The following is a 19,303-nucleotide window of genomic DNA, read 5'->3' on the forward strand; positions in this document are numbered from 1 at the left end:
AAATTTTTAGTTATATATTCATTGTTATAGAAATAATATTAATTTTATAAAATTACTTCCAATAGATGTTTTCTTTAACCTTAGCTTTTTCTCCTAAGTTAACATCTTTTAATGCCCACTTTTTAAACTCTTGATATCCTGTTCTATCTACGATATATCCAATATGTTCTTTTCCACCTGGCGCATCTTTATCTATATACTTATCAATATAATCATAAGTATTTTTAATTATTTTTATTATACTTTCTTCATCAATCCAGTTTACAAAATCCTCTGCAAGTCTTGGATTTTTCTTTCCTGTCCTACCCATTATAACTAACTTATAATATTTGTCAAGACTTCTAGTCCAAGCATTTGTAGGGCATTTTCCTACACACTCCCCACATCCTATACATTTTTCTTCATCTCTTAAAACTTTAAAGTTTTCACTTTTTAAGGCCCCTATTGATTTTTTCTTACATACTTCAACACAGGCTCCACAGGATACACATCTTTCCTTATTATATTGAGGTTCTGTCATACCAATAATACCAAAATCATGCATTCTAACTTTCATACAATCATTAGGACATCCCGTTAAAGCTACCTTTACATGATAATCGTTTGGAAATATTTCTTTTTCTATTTTTTCTGCAAACTCTGAAGTGTTGTAATTTGCAAAAGGACAAACATTATTTCCTATACAAGCAGATATATTTCTAGTACCTGCCGCTGAATATCCTTTTTCTTTTGATTCTTGATTTATATCTAATTCCTCAATAATAGGCTGAATAAGTCTATTTATTTCTGGTATCATATTCATATTTATATCTGGAATTTCAAAACCTTGTCTTGTTGTTAGGTGAACTGTTCCGTTCCCATATTTATCTGCTATTTCCTGTATTTTTATTAAGAGATTAGCCTTTAAATGGCCTCCTGGTACCCTAATTCTAACTGCTGTTAATCCTCTTTTTTTAGTTATTCTAAAAGCATTCTTTTTTAATACTTTAGTATTTATATCAAGTGACATATTTATACCTCCTAATCCCTTAATTCTTTAGCATCTACATAATTAAATACTGGTCCATCTACACATACATAAGTTGAATTAATTTTACAATGTCCACATTTTCCAAGTCCACAACACATCTTTCTTTCGTGAGATACCCAAATATTTTTTTCATCTATTCCAAGCTTTAAAAATTCTGCTACTGTAAATTTCATCATCATAGGAGGTCCTACTACTATAACTTGAAGATTTTTTTTATTTTTTATATCTAATTTAGGAATATATTTTGTTACTAATCCAACTTCACCTTCATATCCCTCTTCACAATTATCTACAGTTATAGTTACATCTAAATTATTCTTCCATAACTTTATATCTTCTTTAAATAATATATCTTTAGGCGATTTAAATCCTGCTATTAATTTAAAATTAACACATTGATCCCTATTTTTTGAAAAATAATCTACAATACCTTTTACTGGAGATAAACCTGTACCTCCTGCAACAACAACAATCTCATTATTTTTATAAATATTTATATCAAAACCATTTCCATAAGGACCTCTCATAAAGAAAAAATTTCCTTCTGAAAAGTTAAATATTTCATTTGTAACTTTTCCTACTTTTCTTATAGTTAAATCAACATATCCTTCTCCAATTCCACTTACTGAAATAGGGGCTTCTCCATATTTTGGAAGAGATACTTCAAAAAACTGACCTGGTTTTACATCACCCTTAAAAGACATTCTAAAAGTATACTCTATTTCCGTATGTTTTATTATATCTAATATCTCTGATTTAAATGGCATATAATTATTAGTCATTCTTTTTCACCTCATCCATAGCTTTTTCTAATTTATTAACACAATTTGAAAATGATATATACTCTGGACAAATATCATCACATCTACCACAACCTACACACATATGATATCCAAATCTTTTTTTGTAGTCATATACCTTATGCATAACTTTAAATCTCATTCTTTGCCCCTTATCTTCTCTAAAAGAATGTCCACCAGCCATATCAGTATACCCTTTTACCTGGCAAGAAGCCCAAACTCTTTTTCTTTCACCAGCTTTACTATTATCCTTATAAAAAATATCCTGCATAGTAAAACAAGTACATGTTGGACAAACAAAATTACATCTTCCACAAGCTATACATCTTGATGAATATTCCTTCCATAATGATGAATCCATAACACTTATATCTAAATTTTCTGGTATATTAACCTTAACTTCATTTTCCTTAGCAAACTTTATATTAATGTCCTCTTTCTTCTTTTCTACATTCTTAAAGTATTCCTCAAAGAATTCATCTTTTATATCAAATTCTATTTCATCATTTAAAACATTTATATAGCCATCATAGTTTTTTGATATATTAGTTCCCATACTTACACAAAAACAATTATCAAAGCTTTTTTCACAGCCTATTAATATAAACTTTGTTTTATCCCTTAATTTTTTATAATATGGATCTACCAATCCATTATTTAAATAAATTTCATCTATTCTTTTTACAGAATGCATATCACAGCTTCTTAAAAATACAATTATTCCCTTTTCATCTTCCTTTGGCTCAATACATTTATCTTCTGTAAAATAAAAAAGAGTTTGGTTCATAGGCATTATTACCTCTTTATATAAAAACGAAGATTTTTTATTAAATTCTATATCTTTAAGTTCTTCTATCTCTCCATATCTTACTAAATCTGTATCTGAAAAAGTCCCTTCTCCTAAGAATATCTTAGGGGCAAAAACTTTATTATCTTTTTTTAATTTTTTTATTATTTCATTAAATTCATTTATAGTTAAAATATATCCCATATAAACACCTCTAACTTTCTTTAGATATTATCCAATAAGAAACTGCTAATAATATTCCACCTATCATATTTCCTATAGTAACTAATCCTATATTATATAAATAACCAGCTAAATTAACTGTCTCTGGATGAGGAACTAAAAGACCTATTGTTAGTAAAGTCATATTAGCTATGCTATGCTCAAATCCAGTTGTAATAAAGGCAAATAAACACCAAAACACCATTATTAATCTTGCTGACTCATTTTTTAATCTAAAAGTTGTCCAAACAGCTAAACATACTAAAACATTACAAAAGAATCCTCTTATTATAAGTTCCATTGGTGCTCCATGCATTTTTGCATAAGAAATATTAACTATAAACTTATTTATAGGCTCATTAGATACTCCTGATAAAACATATAAATATCCACCTACAACTGATCCTATTAAATTTCCTATAAAATTAAAAATCCATAAAACAATTCCACTTTTCATTGTTATAGTCTTTTTTAAAATACCTGCAGTCATAACAAAGTTATTTCCAGTAAAAAGTTCTGCTCCAGCAGCTATTACTAAACTTAAAGCAACTCCAAAAGATAACCCCATAACAATTTTAGTCATTGGTGATTGTGCCGAACTTAACAATCCCCCTATGGTAAAAATAAGCATTATTCCTAGACCAATATAAAATCCTGCTAATATTGATGCAATTAAGTATTTTTGTTTTCCGCTTTTTAATAGACTTACTTTGCTTTTAGCTGCATTAGCTGCTAATAAAAACTCCTCTTTATACATTTCCATCCCTCCTGATAAAAATATAACAAAAAAACTTCTAAAAAGCTGTGATATTAATCACAGTCTTTTAGAAGTTCGTTATTTTTTTATTTATATATTTAATTATTCTTGAAATAATTTATTAATTTGTTTAAATCGTTTATGTATATACTTCTATTTTGTAGAAAAACCAACTCCATGTTTTGTAGCGTTTTTAACGCTCTTGATACGGTTTCCCTACTAACCCCAAGCATATCTGATAAATAAGTTACCGAAATTTTTACATTTATAAGTATTTTGTTTTCTTCTTTGATTCCATAATCTTTAGCTAATTTATATAATTTTGCAGCTAATCTTTTCTCTATTTTTAGCATATTTGTATTTTTTATTTGTCTATAAAGTCTTCTAACCTTTTTAGTTAAAGAATTTAAAACCCGTTTGTTAAACTCAAAATCCATCATCATAATATTTATAAAATCAGTTCTATTTATTACAATTAGCTCACTTTCCTCAAAGGCTTCACAACTTGAAGCTTCACTAAGATAATTCTCAATTATTACTTCATTTATTATTTCACCTTTTCCTAATATAAACATTATCTTTTTATTAGAAGCTTCTGATATCTTAAAAATAGATACCTTTCCCTCTAGAACTATATATATGTTATTAACTCTATCCTTATCTAAAAATAAAATTTGTCCTTTTCTTAAAGATTTTACACAATTAACTCTTTCGATTTCTTTTAAAGTATTTTCATTTAAGCCATTAAATATCTCTAATTCTTTTAAATTTTGAAATAAGATTTTGGCCATGACTATTACCTACCTAAATTCAAATAATAAATTCTTTATTATTTTATCATATTTTTATATTATTCTACTATAGCTACCTTTTGTCTTTTTATATATAAATAAATAGGCCATCCTAAAAGAGTTAATATAACACCTAAAACTGCAAATAAAGTATTATTTATTAATGTACTAACTAATATATATATACCTCCAATTAATCCTATTAGTGGTATTACTGGATATAATGGCACCTTATAAGATCTTTCTATATGGTTAAACTTCTTTCTTAAAATGAATATACCAAATATGGCCATAACAAAGAATATCCACATAGTAAACATAACTAAATTAGTTAATATATCAAAAGATCCACTTAATACATAAATGCATGCTATAACTCCTTGAACTACTAAAGCATTAGCTGGTGTTTGATACTTTTCGTTTATTTTACCAAAAAAGTTATTAAAAGGCGCCAGTCCATCTTTAGCCATTGCATAAGGAATTCTAACCCCTGTAATCATATATCCATTTATTGCACCAAAAATTGAAACTAATATTCCTATTGATACAAATTTTGCTCCATTACTGCCTAACATAGTAACTGTTGCATCTGACGCTGCCTTAGGTGACATAGCCAAAACATCTGCTGGTAATATCTTCATAAGAGCTATATTAAATGAAACATAAATTATAGTTATTAATGCCAATCCTATTATAATTGATCTTGGAAGGTCTTTTTTAGGATTTTTAAGTTCTCCTGCCATATTTCCTATACTCACCCATCCATCATAAGCCCATAATGTACCTAAAATAGCCGCTCCAAATCCTGATAATGCTATTCCTTGATTTAAAGATGGATCTAATATTTTTATATTTTCATTTGTATTTGTAAAACCTAAAAATACTATTGCTATCAAAGGAATTAATTTACCTATTGTAGCTATTCCTTGAATTTTATTTCCAAGCTTTGTTGATAATATATTCATTATTGTTAAAAATACAATTATAGTAATTGATAATACTATCTGACCCTTTTTACTTATGTTTATAAAGTTTGTTATTTCTGTTGAAAAAACAATAACTAAGGCTGCAAGAGCTCCTGGTACATATATTATCGATTGTACCCATCCATATAAAAAACCTATCTTTTCTCCATATAATTCCTTTAAATAAACAAACATTCCTCCAGTTTTAGGTATAGCTGCTGCTATTTCTGCTACTGTTAAACCTGAGGCTATGGCTACTACTCCACCTATTATCCATGCTATTATAGCATTTTTAGGGGAACCTGCATTTTGTAAAACTATTGAAGGTTTAAAAAATATTCCCGATCCTACAACCATACCAACTACTATGGCAATTGCATTAAATAATCCAAGACTTTTCTTTAGTGATTTAGTATTAGTTTTATCCATAAGTTACTTCCTTTCCTATAATATTAGGATTTTTTTAATTTTATTAGTTTAATAAATTATATCTATTTCGACAAAATACAAGAAATACTTATGTATTTTATCATAAATTATAAATGTTGTGCAGAATATTAAGATTAAACCTTTGTTAATTATTTTAAACTTATAATTAAATAAAAACAGCATTCTACTTATTATAGAATACTGCTAATATTAAGGTTTAAGCTCAAAACTCTACTTAATATATAATGGTTATTTTTATTATTTACTTATAATTAAAACTCATAACTTATTAATATATTTTTAATAATACATTTATATCATATGTTATCTTAATATTCAATATTTTTTATGTTATTATTTAATTTCAATTAATATATACTATAAAAATATTAACTTTCATATAATTAACTAATAAAATTTACTTTTTAAAAAACCCCTTGTTATGAAAAGTTAACCAAATTATTTCTCCTTCATTATAATAATTATTAAAATCATTTTTACTATTCACTAAATAATCTTTTCCATTACATTTTACAGAATAAACATTATAAAAACCCATAAAAGTACTACTTATTATTTTCCCTTCTATATCCCCGCATTCCTTAGATAAACTAATATCTTCTGGTCTACAAAATATAACTTTATCTTCATCCTCTTTTAATATATTAGAAGCCCCCATAAAATTTAATGTAAACATATTTTTAGGATTGTTATATATTTCTTTTGGTGTTCCTATTTGTTTAAGTTTACCATTTTCCATAATAGCAATTTTATCTGCTATAGCTAATGCCTCTTCTTGGTCATGAGTAACAAGTATCATAGTTATATTTAATTTCTTTTGAAGCTCTTTTATTTCATTTCTCATCTTCACTCTAAGTTTTGCATCTAAGTTACTTAAGGGCTCATCTAACAATAAAATTTTAGGGTTTATCACTAAAGCTCTAGCAAGTGCAACTCTTTGTTGCTGTCCTCCACTTAAATTTTGAATCTTTCTATCTTTTAGATCTAATAATCCTACTATTTTAAGATATTCTTCGCCTTTCTTTAATGCTTCTTTTTTAGAATATCCTTGAAACTTTAATCCATATATAACATTTTCTATTACATTTAAATGAGGAAATAAGGCATAGGATTGAAATACTGTAGCTACTGGCCTTTCTTCTGGTGAAAGATTTGTTATATCCTCTCCATCTATAATAACTTCTCCTAAATCTGCCCTTAAAAAACCGCCTATTATTCTTAATGCTGTAGTTTTTCCACAACCAGAAGGACCTAAAAGACATAATAATTTTCCCTTTTCTATACTTAAATTAAATGAATCTAAAGCTTTCTTTTTATTAAATTCCTTAGTTAAATTATTTAATTGAAGATACATAACTATCATTCCTATCTTTTAAAATAAATTTTGAAAAAATTAAATTTATGGATAAGGTTATTATTATAATAATTGTAGCAATAGCTGCCGCTGCCCCATACTCTCCACTATTTATAGCATCAAAAAGCTCTACTGTAGCTACCTTTTGGCCTGGATAAATAAGAAAGATTATTGCACCTAAAGTTGTCATTGTAGATGTAAAACTATTTATAAATCCTATTAAAAAAGCTGTTTTCATATTAGGAAATATAATATCTTTTATTACATATATCCTATTAGCTCCTAAATCCCTTGAAGCTTCATCAAGTTCTAAATTAATTTGAGATAATGCAGCACTACTGGTTTTTGTATTCATTGGTAACTGTTTAAATATACAATTTAAAATTACTATTATAGTAGTTCCTGTTAAAAGTAACGGTGGATTATTGAAAGCTAATATATATCCTATTCCAAAAAATGTTCCAGGAATTATATATGGCATTGTAGCTACAAAATCTATAAATTTCATCCCTTTTATATTTTTTCTATCTACAAAATAAGCTATTAAAATTCCAAGAAAACTCCCTATTACTCCTGATATAATTCCATAAACTATACTTCTTATTATGCTATCCATTCCATATTCTTTTAGATAGATTATATTATCTAAAGTAAATTTCATTTTTCCATAACTAAACTTTGTAATTGCAGACAAAAATATAGAACCATATTGAAGTAACATTATTATCACAAAAAACATTGTTATGATATTAAAAATAAATCCAATTACTCCCTTTAAGTTAAAATCTATTTTTTGTGATGAAATTTTTAAATTACTTTTAGAAATAATATTAGAATTTTTCATATAAATTCTATAAGGTATAAAAAGAATAAGTGTTGGCATTATTATTAATATACTCATAGCCGATGCTAAAGGTAAATCTCCATAAGCTATAACTTTTAAATATATTTCAGTAGCTAAAACGTCAAAAGCTCCACCTATAGTCATAGGTGTTCCAAAATCAGATAAAGATCTTATAAATGTTAATAAAGCACACACTACAATCCCTGGAGTTATAAGTGGAATTAAAACTTTCCTAATTGTATAAGAAACAGAAGCCCCTAAATCTCTAGATGCTTGAAGCAAACTTTTATCCATTCCCTTTATTATTCCTATAAGCATTAGGGCATTTAAAGATGTAAATCCTAAACTTTGCATTGATACAATACCCTGCCAACCATAAGGATTCCATTTAATATTAAGTAATTTATAAGTTATTAATCCTCTTCTTCCAAAAAGCTGTATATATGCTAGTGCTGATACAAAAGGTGGAGAAATCATTGTAAGAAGTAATATAAACATTATTATCTTCTTCTTTTTTTCTTTAGAAAAACTTGTATATATAGCTATAACTACAGAAAATATAGTAGATATTAAAGTAGTTAAAATAGCAACAAATAAACTATTAAATAATAATCTTTTATTATCTTTAAATAGACTTTTATAAAGCTCTAAAGAAAAAGTTCCATCTTTAAAAAAGCTTTTTAATATAACTGCCAAAATAGGCCATAATATAAATATGAGTATAGATGCTATTATAAAAAATACCATTAATTTATATATTAAATTATAAAAAGAGGTATCTAAAATAGATACCTTTCTTTTATTATTTTTCATTTTTATTACCTACCATAGCATTCCATTTATCTAGTATCTCTTTTCTATCCTTACCAAAAAGGGATAAGTTTTCTTTTATTAATTTATCCTTAGAAAAACTTAATTCAGCACCATCATAGCTTGGCTTTATTAATTTAAGAGTATCTTTTTTATCTATTTCTGCAAGTAATTTTAAATTTTCATTTTCATAAACCCAAGATAGAAACTTATTTGCAAGCTCTGGATTTTTAGCATTTTTAAAGATTGCAACGCCCTCTGGCACCCATGGAATTCCATCTTCTGGATATATTATTTTTACATCTTTTTCTTTTTCCGCTTTTTCTAGGGCCTTATCTATATAAGTTATTCCTATCCCTACTTCTCCAGCCATAGTTTTTGTACTTGGATCTTTACCTCTTTTTGAGTAATATTCAATATTTTTATTTAATTCTTCAAAGTACTTCCAACCTTGTTCTTCGCCTTTTTTTTGAAGTAATGCATTAACTACTGCATAATTAGTTCCAGATACTGCTGGATTAGACATTAATATTTCTCCCTTATATTGAGGATTTGTTAAATCATCCCAACTTTTTGGATCCTTAAGATTTTTCTCCTTCATAACCCCATTATTAACCATAAATCCAACTATAGTAATTCCTTTACTAAACCAATAGTCTTCTTTATCTTTAAATTCTGGTGCTAATTTATCCATATCTTTAAAATCACACTTTTGAAGTAATCCATCTTCTTTAGCTTGCATAAAGGCATCTATACCACCACCAAACCAAAGATCAGCCATAGGTTTATCTCCTTCTGCTTTAACTCTTGATAAAACTTCTCCTGAAGACATAGATAAAAATTCAACCTTTACATTTGTATCCTCTGTAAATTTATCAAATAATTTTTTATAGTCTTCTGATGTAGTAACTATTTTTAAAGTTTCATCTTTTTTAGGCTCTTCTTTTTTACTACCAGAACACCCTATAGCCCCTAATGAAAATGTGGCTGCTAAAGCTATTGCCAATAATTTTCTTACTTTTTTCATATTACTCCCTCCATTTTACAAAAACACTATATTCTCTACTAATATTATCATATTAAAACATTTTTAGTAATTATAATTATCTATAGTTAAATTTTAATCTATTATATTTATCAATATATAAACTTTTAAAAACTTTCTATATTAAAATTAAATTATCTTTTATATAAATAAATTTTTAATTGGAATAATAAGTAATGTTAAATTAGGAGGACCTTATGATAATAGACACTCATATACATGAAAGTAAATATTCACCAGATAGCAAAATAACATTAGATGAAATAATAGAAAAAGGGAAATCAATTGGATTAGATGCTATTTGTATTACTGATCATGATACTAACGATTTAAAAAAGGATTTTGGAAATTCATTTATAAGGAATGATATGCTAGTTATAGTTGGTGCAGAAATATTAACTTATGAAGGTGATATTTTAGTTTTTGGTTTAGAGGATTTACCAAAGAAAATGATTAGCTCTAAAGAACTTTTAGAATTAGTTAATAAAGCTAATGGAATAGCTATATCTGCTCATCCTTTTAGAACTAATAATAGAGGTTTAAAAAATCATATAAGAGAAGTTTCTCATTTACTTTCTGGTGTAGAATCTTTTAATGGTAGTACAACTCCCCACCATAACTTAACTGCCTATACATTAGCTACTGAATTAAATCTACCTTCCTTTGGTGCTAGTGATGCTCATGTAATTGAAAACTTAGGTAAATATGCTACAGAATTTAAAGATAATATTCGAGATCATATAGATTTTATAGAAGCTGTTAAGAATAAAAATTTCTGCCCTGTTATAAGGAAATCTAAAGGATTTGAAAGAATAAATATATATGATACTTTAAAATAAAATTTCTAAAGGGCTGCAGCCTTAAGAATAAACACTACACTATAATCTAATAATTATAAATTTAGAAATCAATATATTGTATGTAAATTTCTTAATGCAACAGTCCTCTTTTATTTTTGTTTTATGAATTAATTTATTGTATACATTTACACAAAGGCTTAAATATTAACTATTTTATCTTCTCTCATCACTTTTTCTTCTTCTCTTTCTAAGTAGTCACATAAATCATGAAAATCTTTTACCCAATGAATTTTAGCAAGTTCTCTTAAATCTATAACTATTCCTGTGCTTTTTTGCTTTATATACTCCATATTAGAAATATCTGTTTCAACGAATCCTCTTTTAAAATCATAATAGCAAGGAATAAATTTATCCCAGTGATTTTCAAAATATTTAGTTTTAGCAAAACAAAGTCTATATATATGAAAAATCATTCCTAAAGGAGATGACTTTAAAGCAAATTTATGAGAAAAATACTCCTGAGTTGGATACTTTTCTTGAATTCTCTCCCAATATAGCCTATCGTTAGAATAAAGATTGTATTTATCAAGTATTTTACACTTCTCTTCACCTAATTCTTCCCTCATAATTTTTTCCCTATCATCTTTACTCATAGATAACAATAAATCCTTAACCAAAATAACCCCTCCTTACCATTAGTCCTTATATCTATATTCTATATATATTTACTTAATTTTTCTAATAGAGATTATTTATATAAGATTAATAAACTATTTTATATATTAATATAATTAAAATAGCTATGATATTAAAAGTTTTATTTAATATCATAGCTATTTTTTATAAGTAAATCACCTAATTATTTAGTATAATAGGCTATTCCTATAGCTCCTGGGCCTACATGAGTCCCTATAACAGGCCCTATAGATGTTATTTCAACATTTACATTTAATAATTCTTTTATTCTATTTGCAAGTTCCTTGCCCTCTTCTTCACAATTAATATGATGTACTATAACATCACCTAAAATATTTTTATTTATATCCTCTATAAAGGTATTAACCATTTTATCTACTGCTTTCTTTTTCGTTCTAACCTTATCAAGAACAGTAGTCTTGCCATCTACAACAGTTAAAATAGGCCTTATTTTAAGTATATTTCCTAGTAAAGCACTAGCTCCTCCAATTCTTCCACCCTTTTTTAGATAAGTTAATGTATCTGGAGTAAATAAAAATCTACTATTTTCTAATACAGCTTCTATTTCCTTTAAAACTTCCCCTATTTCCTTTCCTTCCTTTGCAGCTTTTGCACCTTGTAAAACTCCATATCCCATTTGCATACAATTTGTTCTTGAATCTATAATTTGGATTTTACTATTAGGATAATCTGAAATAATCATATTTTTTACCATATTTGCAGTAGAATAAGTACCACTCATATCAGATGAGATAAATACACATACTACATCATCTCCATTTTTAATTATTTCTTCCATTAAAGCTCTTAATTCTTCTATTGATGGTTGAGATGATTTAGGAAACTCATCACATTGATCCATTTTTTTATAAAAATAATTGTTGTCTATATCAACTTCTCTAAATACCTCATTTCCTAATGAAACGCTTAATGATGCAACTTTTATATCATATTTTTTTAGAAATTCCTTTGGTATATAAGAAGTACTATCAGTAATTATCTTAACGCCCACTTCATTCTCTCCTCCACTTTCATAATATTCTTTAAAATTAAGATGATATTACTATAATACAGCCAGTTATTATCTTTAATCAAGATTTTTAATTTTTAATTATTCTATTAATTGAAAAATAACATTAAATATAAATAAACTGAAGAAATCTAAAAGATCTCTTCAGTTTATTTTTACATTAATCATTAATTTCTATTTTTGCACTAGTTTTTTTTTCTAAATTATTACTAATCTTAATTACAACTTTTTTTAATAAGTTCGCTATTGGTAATGAGGCTGCAATAAATCCACCTGATACTAATAAATAAAATAAACTTATATTTTCAAGATTAAATATCATTCTTCCTATTCCAAACATAAAGGCTAATGAAAATAATGCAAACATACATACTACTAATAAAAACTTAAAAGTGTCAAAAGGTTTTGCAATAGTAAACAGTAAAACTAAGCTTATTCCACCTAATACAATTACTGCTAAGGTTCTACATTGCCCTAATGGAAGACCATTAGTTATTCCTAAAACAAATATAGTAGTAGTGCTAAGGCACATAATAATACCATTAGGGATAGACCTTTCTACAAACACCCTTTTAAGGAAGCCTAATTTAACAATACCTGTATTAGGAACTAAAGCTAAGAAGAAAGAAGGTATCCCTATAGCTATAGATCCTATAAGAGATAATTGTATTGGCAATAATGGGAATGGCATTAATAAGAATATAAATATAATTGATAACATTACAGAATAAACTGTCTTTGATAAAAACATTACAGCTACTCTTTCAATATTATTTATCATTCTTCTACCTTCTGCTACTACCTCTGGCAATGCACTAAAATTAGAATCTAAAAGTACAAGCTGTGCAACTGCTTTTGTAGCATCACTACCAGTAGCCATTGCTATACCACAGTCAGATTCTTTTAAAGCTAATACATCATTTACTCCATCACCAGTCATTGCAACAGTGTGTCCTTGGCTTTGAAGGGCTTTAACAAACTCTTTCTTTTGATGAGGATTTACTCTACCAAAAACAGTATTCTTTTCTAATATTTCTCTTAACTGTTCTCTATCCTCTGGCAAGGTTCTCGCATCTATACATTTATCTGCATTTTGCACTCCAGATTCTTTAGCTATAGCAGAAACAGTAATAGGATTATCTCCTGAAATTATTTTTATATTAACATCTTGCTTTTTAAAATATGCTAAAGTTTGTGCTGCTTCTTTTCTTATTGTATCTTGAATTAATATAATTGCTAAAGGCTCTAAATCCTCAGGAGCTTTTTCAGAAAGAGACTGGCTATTATCATGAGCAAAAACTAAAACTCTCTTTCCCTTTGATGCAGCATCTTCTACTAAATCTCTTATTTCTTCATATCTATTCTTTAGAACCATTTCAGGTGCACCAAGATAAAAAGAACCTTCTTTTTTAAAAGATACTGCATTCCATTTTCTTGCAGAGGAAAATGGAATCTTTTCTAATACCTCAAAATCATTATGACTTTTAAATCTATCTTTTAAAGCTTTATCCGTGCTATTATTCCCTTCTGAAGCTTTTACCACATTAGATATTTTTATTTCTACATCCTCTAAATTATTATTATTTAAAGGAATAGTATCTACAACTTTTAGTACTCCCTCTGTTAAGGTACCAGTTTTATCTAAGCAAAGAACATCTACTCTTGCTAAAATCTCTGTGGCTGGTAACTCTTGCACTAAAGTGTTCCATTTTGATAGTCTTATAACTCCTGCTACAAAAGTTAAACTAGTTAATAAAACTAACCCTTCTGGAACCATACCAACAATACCAGCAACTGCACCTAAAGCAGCCTGTTGCCAGCTCTTACCAGAAAAATATATTTGGGTAAATATAAGAAGTATACTTACTGGTACTATGATCCACATTATATACTTTAATATTTTATCTATAGAACTTTGAAGCTCTGAATTAACTTTTTTAAATTTTTTAGCTTCCTCTGACAATTTTGCTGCATATGTGTCCTTACCAACCTTAGTAACTGTAAAGTATCCTCTTCCAGCAATTATAAAACTTCCTGATAATAAATTATCTCCCCTTTTTTTATGAACTGCATCAGATTCTCCAGTTAATAAAGATTCATCTACATCAAACTCATCATCACCAATAACTTCGCCATCAGCTATTATCTGATTTCCAGTTTCAAGAACTATAACATCATTTAATACTACATCTTCAATTGAAACTTCTTTTTCTTTTCCATCTCTTATTACTGTAACTTTTGATGAACTTAATATAGATAATTTTTCAATTGTAGCTTTTGCCTTTAACTCTTGAAAAATTCCTATACAAGTATTTATCAAAATTACAAAAGCAAATAAAGCATTTTTAGGAGATCCTGCTAAAATAACTGCTACAGCTAGACCTAAATTAATAGCATTAAATCTATTAAATAAATTAGCCCTTATAATTTGTCCTAATGTCCTTGAAGGCGCATCTGGTATAACATTTATTTCTCCTTTTTTTACTCTTTCCTTTACTTGCTCCTCTGTTAAGCCTAATATTTTTTCATTTCGAGTGTTATCCAACTCATTTCTCTCCATTACATCTCTCCTTAGATATTTTACTTTAGTTAAATTTATAAATTTTAAATACTTAATTTAAGTTTTATTCTAAAATTAAATCTTTCATCATATAAGATTATACATATTTTACTATAAATTCTCTTTAATTAAACCTTAAAATCTTCTTAAATATTTATGAACATCTTAATATTATTTAATTAAATAATAAATAACTGAGAAAATTATTTTTTCTAATAAAATTTTCAACAATCTTATTAGAAAAAATATATTGCAATGTAAAAAGAAATTTTAATATCTTAATTTTAAAAAATAATTTAAATTAAATGAAAGTATTATATAATACTTTCATTTAATTATTTTAAGCAAATATTATAGTATTTATAACTATTAAAATAATTATTATTTTTCATAATGCTCAATAAAAAATAAAGAGAAAAACAAATAATTTTTTCTCTTTATCTTTTAAATTTATATAATTAAATATTTATAAATTATTTTAAATAAAATGAGTTATTTATAATAAGAAATCTAATGGGTTCCTTCTATAACTTTAAACCCTTTATTCTCAAAAAACCTTTTTATTTCACAATATCTAAAGCATTCAACTTCTATACATTTTGCTAAATGTATTATCTCTACATTAAACTTTTTAAGCTGTGTAATCTTATAATCTAAATCTTTATTTAAGTCACTATTACATCCATTACAATGAAAAAGTCCAAATAATTCTATATTATCATTTTTATATATTTCAAAAGCTTTTTCTTTTTTGTTAAATGCATTAAAGCATCCTATTGCCGAACATTCATAACTTAATTTTTCACAAATAACAATAGCAATCTTCAAATTACATACCTCCTGGAAGGAATACTATATTTATTTTTCCTGTTATTGGATGTATAGATACTTCACTATTAACTTCAAATATATTTTTTATTAAATCTTTAGTTAAAACTTCTTCTGGCTTTCCAAAAGCAACTATTTTTCCGTCATTAATTGCATATATTTTATCAGAATACATGGCTGCTAAATTTAAATCATGAAGCGCTGCAACTACAGTTATTCCCAAAGATTTTACTAAATCTAATATTTGAATTTGATATTTTATATCTAAATGATTTGTAGGCTCGTCTAATATTAATAAATCTGTTTTTTGTGCTATAGCTCTAGCTAATAAAACCCTTTGTTTTTCTCCTCCAGATAGTGTAGAAAAATTTCTATCCTTATAATTTTCCATGTCTACTTTTTTTAAGCATTGTAATACAATTTCATAATCTTCTTTAGTATCTAGTTCAAACAATCCCTTATATGGATTTCTTCCCATTATAACTATATCTTCTACTTTAAACTCAAAATTATATTCATTAAATTGACTTAATACAGCTTGTTCTTTAGCTAAGCTTTTTATAGACATATTACTTATATTTTTTCCGTCTAAAAATATTTGTCCATTTTTTGCTTTTAATATTTTATAAAGGGTTTTTAGTATAGTAGATTTACCACTTCCATTAGGCCCGATTATTCCTACAAATTCTCCCTTTTCTACATCTAAAGAAACATTTTTAACTATATCTTTATTACCCAAATTTACAGCTAAATTTTCTACCTTTAATTTCATTTATCTGCCTCCTGTTTTGTAGGATTTTTTTATCATAAGCCACATAAGACAAGGGGCACCTAACATAGAAGTTAATATTCCTATAGGGAGTTCCATATTATGCATAATTGTTCTTGAAAAAACATCAGTCCAAACCAAAAATATTCCTCCTACTAAGGCACTTATAGGAAGTAACTTTTTATGATCTGATCCTACAACCATTCTAACAATATGAGGTATTATAAGTCCTACAAAACCTATAATTCCACAAATACACACCAAAATACCTGTTATTAAAGAACATATTACCATATATATTTTTCTATATTTTGAAATATCTATGCCAAGAGTTATACCATTATCGTCTCCAAGAAGCATTGTATTTAAGATTCTAAATTGGAAAAACAAATAAACTAAAGCTATAATAACCAAAATTAAAGGAAGACCTATGTTCTTCCAAGATGCTCCTGCTAAACTTCCCATCATCCAAAAAGTTACAGTTTTTATCTTTTCTGAATTATCTGCTAAATAAATTATAAAACTAGTAAAAGCTGAACATATTGATCCTATTATCATACCAGATAAAACTAGCTTTTCTGATGTAATCTTTTCTCCAATATTAGATAACAAAAATACCAAAACAGCAGATACTAAAGATCCTAAAAATGCTCCAAAAGTCACTCCAAAACCTAATAATATTCCATTAAATCCTATAATTATACTAAAGGTTGCTCCAAGAGAAGCTCCTGAAGACAGCCCAAGTATATAAGGATCTGCTAATGGATTTTGTACTGTAGCTTGCATAACAACTCCTACAACAGCTAGGGCCATTCCAACTACTGCTCCTAAAAGTACTCTTGGAAATCTAATCAACCATACAATATCATAGGATGTACTTTTAATTAAGGAATCTACATTCCCTATAGGTATATGAAATATCTTATAGATTATTATTTTATAAGCATCATATGGACTTAAGTTTGCAGCACCAAAAGTCACTGATAAAACCATTGATATAGCTAATATTAAAGTTAAAATTATAATTATTAATATTAATTTATTAAAGGTTTTCCCCTTAAGTTTTATACTGCTACCTTTATTTATATCCATCTTTTCTCCTTTTGTTATTTAAATAAATCTGGATAAAATCCTTTAGCCATTGTTTCTATACCAAGTACAGTTCTAACTCCACCACCATAAGTTTCTGATAATGGTGTATATAATATTCTTTTATCTTTTATAGCATTTACCTTTTGTAGTGATTCGTTATTTAATAAGCTATCTGCATCTTTATTATCCTTTGCTTGTTGTTCAAAATAAATTAATACTATCACATCTGGATTCATTTCTATTATATTTTCCGTACTAATACTTCCACTTTTTTTGCATACATTTTCTCCACCAGCTTTTTCTACCATATCAACAGCTAATGAATTATCTCCATATGCTCTATATTTGTTATCCCCTTCTCCTTCTATAACTAAAACCTTTGCTTTTTTATCTAATTTTTTAGTTTTCTCTTCTATACCTTTTATTTTTTTCTTCATATTTTCTATATAGTCATTTGCTTTATCTTCTATTGCAAATATTTTTCCTATATTTTTAATATCTTCATATATATTTTCAACATCACATTTCTTTAAGACCCCAGAATTTCTTTGTATGTAAGTATTTACTCCCTTTTCATTCCATGAACTTACAGACCCTAAATTTTTATCTGAAAAGGCACTTTTCCATCCTATAATAAAATCTGGATTTTTTTCTAAGACTACTTCCTTTGAAGGATATTTAGGTGCTAGAACAGGAATTTTATTATATTCTTTTTCTAAAGATGGTAAAACCTGATTATCCAAATAAGATGTTCCTACCATATATTGTCCAAGACCTAATTCTAAAAGCATTTCTGTAGTAGTTTGATTTGTACTTATAACTCTTTTAGGAGTTTCCTTAAAAGTTTCTTCTATTGTTTTACTTTCTGAATTAAAATTCTCTATAGTTACTGGATACTTGTCCTTATTTTCTCCTTCCGTAGTACTAGTAGCATCTTTTTTTTCAGTATCCTTTATATTATTACAAGCTACTAATGTAAAGCAGAATACTATCATAAGAACTATTGATAATTTTTTAAATAATTTATTCATATGCTTCCTCCGATAAATTTTAATTTAAATCAATTTCCTTTTTAATCCATAAAATTTTCATAATAAAATTCCTCTTAACATTTTATAAATTAAACCCTCCCTCCGAAGTTTATTTATTATGTTTTTAGGCAGGTCTCCTGACTTACACATAAAACCCTATAAATTCCTTCCCAATAAGCAATCAGTGGATTAATATTTATAAGTAGTGTTTACAGTAGCGGGGGCTGTGTTAGACTTTCACTAACTTCCCTATTATTTCAAAAGAAACCTAAAAACTTAATATTAGTTAAAGGTATACATTAAAACTTATAATAGTTATAAGCCTTTATTTTCATAATAAATTTTTCAAAATAAAATTTATTATGATTTTACCTTTTGTATAATTCCTTTATTATTATACCTATAATGTATTAATTATACAAAACTTAATTTACTAAAACTTTTTAAAGTTTTACTTTAATTAAATATATAAAATATTCCCTCTTTAAATAAACTCATAAATTAACTTCTCATTTCTAAAAATATTTATAAATCTTAAAAGTTTATCAGTCATGTACCACCAGCTAAGCTGGTGGCTTGATTAAGCCCTATAAGGGCATGGTACTGGCAGCGCTACTCGCGCTCTGAAAAACCGCCAATCGC

General features: G+C 26.8%; 17 protein-coding genes and 1 riboswitch. Of the genes, 1 reads left to right on the top strand and 16 read right to left on the bottom strand.

Translation table 11 applies throughout. The annotated features are described in order from the left end of the window. Positions 1 to 52 precede the first annotated feature (52 nt). The 9 genes from asrC to BUA70_RS06515 all read right to left on the bottom strand — a co-directional run bounded on the left by asrC (position 53) and on the right by BUA70_RS06515 (position 9,837). Positions 53 to 1,009, bottom strand: a complete 957-nt coding sequence (asrC, locus tag BUA70_RS06475; RefSeq protein WP_072895117.1) for a sulfite reductase subunit C — start codon at positions 1,007 to 1,009, stop codon at positions 53 to 55. Between the two features lie 11 nt (positions 1,010 to 1,020). After that, on the bottom strand, positions 1,021 to 1,812 hold the full coding sequence (gene asrB, locus BUA70_RS06480) for an anaerobic sulfite reductase subunit AsrB (RefSeq protein WP_072895119.1): 792 nt from the start codon (positions 1,810 to 1,812) through the stop codon (positions 1,021 to 1,023). Then, entirely contained in the window at positions 1,805 to 2,821 is a 1,017-nt protein-coding gene (gene asrA, locus BUA70_RS06485) for an anaerobic sulfite reductase subunit AsrA (RefSeq protein WP_072895122.1), read from the bottom strand. Before asrA ends, asrB begins: the two co-directional genes overlap by 8 nt. Positions 2,822 to 2,831: 10 nt before the next feature. Next, positions 2,832 to 3,596 carry a formate/nitrite transporter family protein gene (locus BUA70_RS06490; RefSeq protein WP_072895125.1) on the bottom strand — a complete coding sequence of 255 codons (765 nt, stop codon included), beginning with the start codon at positions 3,594 to 3,596 and terminating at the stop codon, positions 2,832 to 2,834. Between the two features lie 98 nt (positions 3,597 to 3,694). Further along, positions 3,695 to 4,387: a Crp/Fnr family transcriptional regulator gene (locus BUA70_RS06495; protein ID WP_072895128.1), complete on the bottom strand. Its 693-nt coding sequence runs from the start codon at positions 4,385 to 4,387 to the stop codon at positions 3,695 to 3,697. A 59-nt stretch (positions 4,388 to 4,446) separates the two neighbouring features. Then, positions 4,447 to 5,781, bottom strand: a complete 1,335-nt coding sequence (locus tag BUA70_RS06500; RefSeq protein WP_072895131.1) for an APC family permease — start codon at positions 5,779 to 5,781, stop codon at positions 4,447 to 4,449. Positions 5,782 to 6,199: 418 nt separating this feature from the next. Continuing rightward, on the bottom strand, positions 6,200 to 7,156 hold the full coding sequence (locus BUA70_RS06505) for an ABC transporter ATP-binding protein (RefSeq protein WP_072895135.1): 957 nt from the start codon (positions 7,154 to 7,156) through the stop codon (positions 6,200 to 6,202). After that, positions 7,137 to 8,813, bottom strand: a complete 1,677-nt coding sequence (locus tag BUA70_RS06510) for an ABC transporter permease (RefSeq protein WP_072895138.1) — start codon at positions 8,811 to 8,813, stop codon at positions 7,137 to 7,139. The genes BUA70_RS06505 and BUA70_RS06510 overlap by 20 nt, the downstream gene beginning before the upstream one ends. Continuing rightward, positions 8,803 to 9,837: an ABC transporter substrate-binding protein gene (locus BUA70_RS06515; RefSeq protein ID WP_072895142.1), complete on the bottom strand. Its 1,035-nt coding sequence runs from the start codon at positions 9,835 to 9,837 to the stop codon at positions 8,803 to 8,805. Before BUA70_RS06515 ends, BUA70_RS06510 begins: the two co-directional genes overlap by 11 nt. A 215-nt stretch (positions 9,838 to 10,052) precedes the next feature. Between BUA70_RS06515 and BUA70_RS06520 the strand changes: the two genes are divergently transcribed. Further along, entirely contained in the window at positions 10,053 to 10,694 is a 642-nt protein-coding gene (locus BUA70_RS06520) for a PHP-associated domain-containing protein (RefSeq protein WP_072895145.1), read from the top strand. Positions 10,695 to 10,852: 158 nt separating this feature from the next. On the opposite strand, the gene BUA70_RS06525 is transcribed toward BUA70_RS06520, so the two are convergent. From BUA70_RS06525 to BUA70_RS06555, 7 genes are all read right to left on the bottom strand, one after another. Next, positions 10,853 to 11,332, bottom strand: coding sequence for a hypothetical protein (locus tag BUA70_RS06525; RefSeq protein WP_083573471.1), 480 nt, complete (start codon positions 11,330 to 11,332; stop codon positions 10,853 to 10,855). Positions 11,333 to 11,514: 182 nt separating this feature from the next. Continuing rightward, on the bottom strand, positions 11,515 to 12,363 hold the full coding sequence (locus tag BUA70_RS06530) for a DegV family protein (RefSeq protein ID WP_072895150.1): 849 nt from the start codon (positions 12,361 to 12,363) through the stop codon (positions 11,515 to 11,517). Positions 12,364 to 12,541: 178 nt separating this feature from the next. Further along, positions 12,542 to 14,941: a cation-translocating P-type ATPase gene (locus tag BUA70_RS06535; RefSeq protein WP_072895153.1), complete on the bottom strand. Its 2,400-nt coding sequence runs from the start codon at positions 14,939 to 14,941 to the stop codon at positions 12,542 to 12,544. A gap of 510 nt (positions 14,942 to 15,451) precedes the next feature. Further along, the gene (locus BUA70_RS06540) at positions 15,452 to 15,769 is read right to left on the bottom strand and encodes a CGGC domain-containing protein (protein ID WP_072895157.1); all 318 of its coding nucleotides are present in this window, start codon (positions 15,767 to 15,769) and stop codon (positions 15,452 to 15,454) included. Between the two features lies 1 nt (position 15,770). Beyond that, the gene (locus BUA70_RS06545) at positions 15,771 to 16,541 is read right to left on the bottom strand and encodes a heme ABC transporter ATP-binding protein (RefSeq protein WP_072895160.1); all 771 of its coding nucleotides are present in this window, start codon (positions 16,539 to 16,541) and stop codon (positions 15,771 to 15,773) included. Further along, entirely contained in the window at positions 16,542 to 17,630 is a 1,089-nt protein-coding gene (locus BUA70_RS06550) for a FecCD family ABC transporter permease (protein ID WP_072895163.1), read from the bottom strand. A 14-nt stretch (positions 17,631 to 17,644) separates the two neighbouring features. Then, positions 17,645 to 18,661 carry an ABC transporter substrate-binding protein gene (locus tag BUA70_RS06555; RefSeq protein WP_072895166.1) on the bottom strand — a complete coding sequence of 339 codons (1,017 nt, stop codon included), beginning with the start codon at positions 18,659 to 18,661 and terminating at the stop codon, positions 17,645 to 17,647. Between the two features lie 110 nt (positions 18,662 to 18,771). Beyond that, a riboswitch (cobalamin riboswitch) is annotated at positions 18,772 to 18,948 on the bottom strand. Between the last annotated feature and the right edge of the window lie 355 nt (positions 18,949 to 19,303).

It is taken from the genome of Clostridium fallax (assembly GCF_900129365.1).
GTDB classification, from domain to species: domain Bacteria; phylum Bacillota; class Clostridia; order Clostridiales; family Clostridiaceae; genus Clostridium_AH; species Clostridium_AH fallax.

Bases quoted from the DNA above. Each gene is read 5' to 3' on its own strand.
- asrC (WP_072895117.1), bottom strand. From the start codon at position 1,009: ATGTCACTTGATATAAATACTAAAGTATTAAAAAAGAATGCTTTTAGA.
- asrB (WP_072895119.1), bottom strand. From the start codon at position 1,812: ATGACTAATAATTATATGCCATTTAAATCAGAGATATTAGATATAATA.
- asrA (WP_072895122.1), bottom strand. From the start codon at position 2,821: ATGGGATATATTTTAACTATAAATGAATTTAATGAAATAATAAAAAAA.
- BUA70_RS06490 (WP_072895125.1), bottom strand. From the start codon at position 3,596: ATGTATAAAGAGGAGTTTTTATTAGCAGCTAATGCAGCTAAAAGCAAA.
- BUA70_RS06495 (WP_072895128.1), bottom strand. From the start codon at position 4,387: ATGGCCAAAATCTTATTTCAAAATTTAAAAGAATTAGAGATATTTAAT.
- BUA70_RS06500 (WP_072895131.1), bottom strand. From the start codon at position 5,781: ATGGATAAAACTAATACTAAATCACTAAAGAAAAGTCTTGGATTATTT.
- BUA70_RS06505 (WP_072895135.1), bottom strand. From the start codon at position 7,156: ATGTATCTTCAATTAAATAATTTAACTAAGGAATTTAATAAAAAGAAA.
- BUA70_RS06510 (WP_072895138.1), bottom strand. From the start codon at position 8,813: ATGAAAAATAATAAAAGAAAGGTATCTATTTTAGATACCTCTTTTTAT.
- BUA70_RS06515 (WP_072895142.1), bottom strand. From the start codon at position 9,837: ATGAAAAAAGTAAGAAAATTATTGGCAATAGCTTTAGCAGCCACATTT.
- BUA70_RS06520 (WP_072895145.1), top strand. From the start codon at position 10,053: ATGATAATAGACACTCATATACATGAAAGTAAATATTCACCAGATAGC.
- BUA70_RS06535 (WP_072895153.1), bottom strand. From the start codon at position 14,941: ATGGAGAGAAATGAGTTGGATAACACTCGAAATGAAAAAATATTAGGC.
- BUA70_RS06545 (WP_072895160.1), bottom strand. From the start codon at position 16,541: ATGAAATTAAAGGTAGAAAATTTAGCTGTAAATTTGGGTAATAAAGAT.
- BUA70_RS06550 (WP_072895163.1), bottom strand. From the start codon at position 17,630: ATGGATATAAATAAAGGTAGCAGTATAAAACTTAAGGGGAAAACCTTT.
- BUA70_RS06555 (WP_072895166.1), bottom strand. From the start codon at position 18,661: ATGAATAAATTATTTAAAAAATTATCAATAGTTCTTATGATAGTATTC.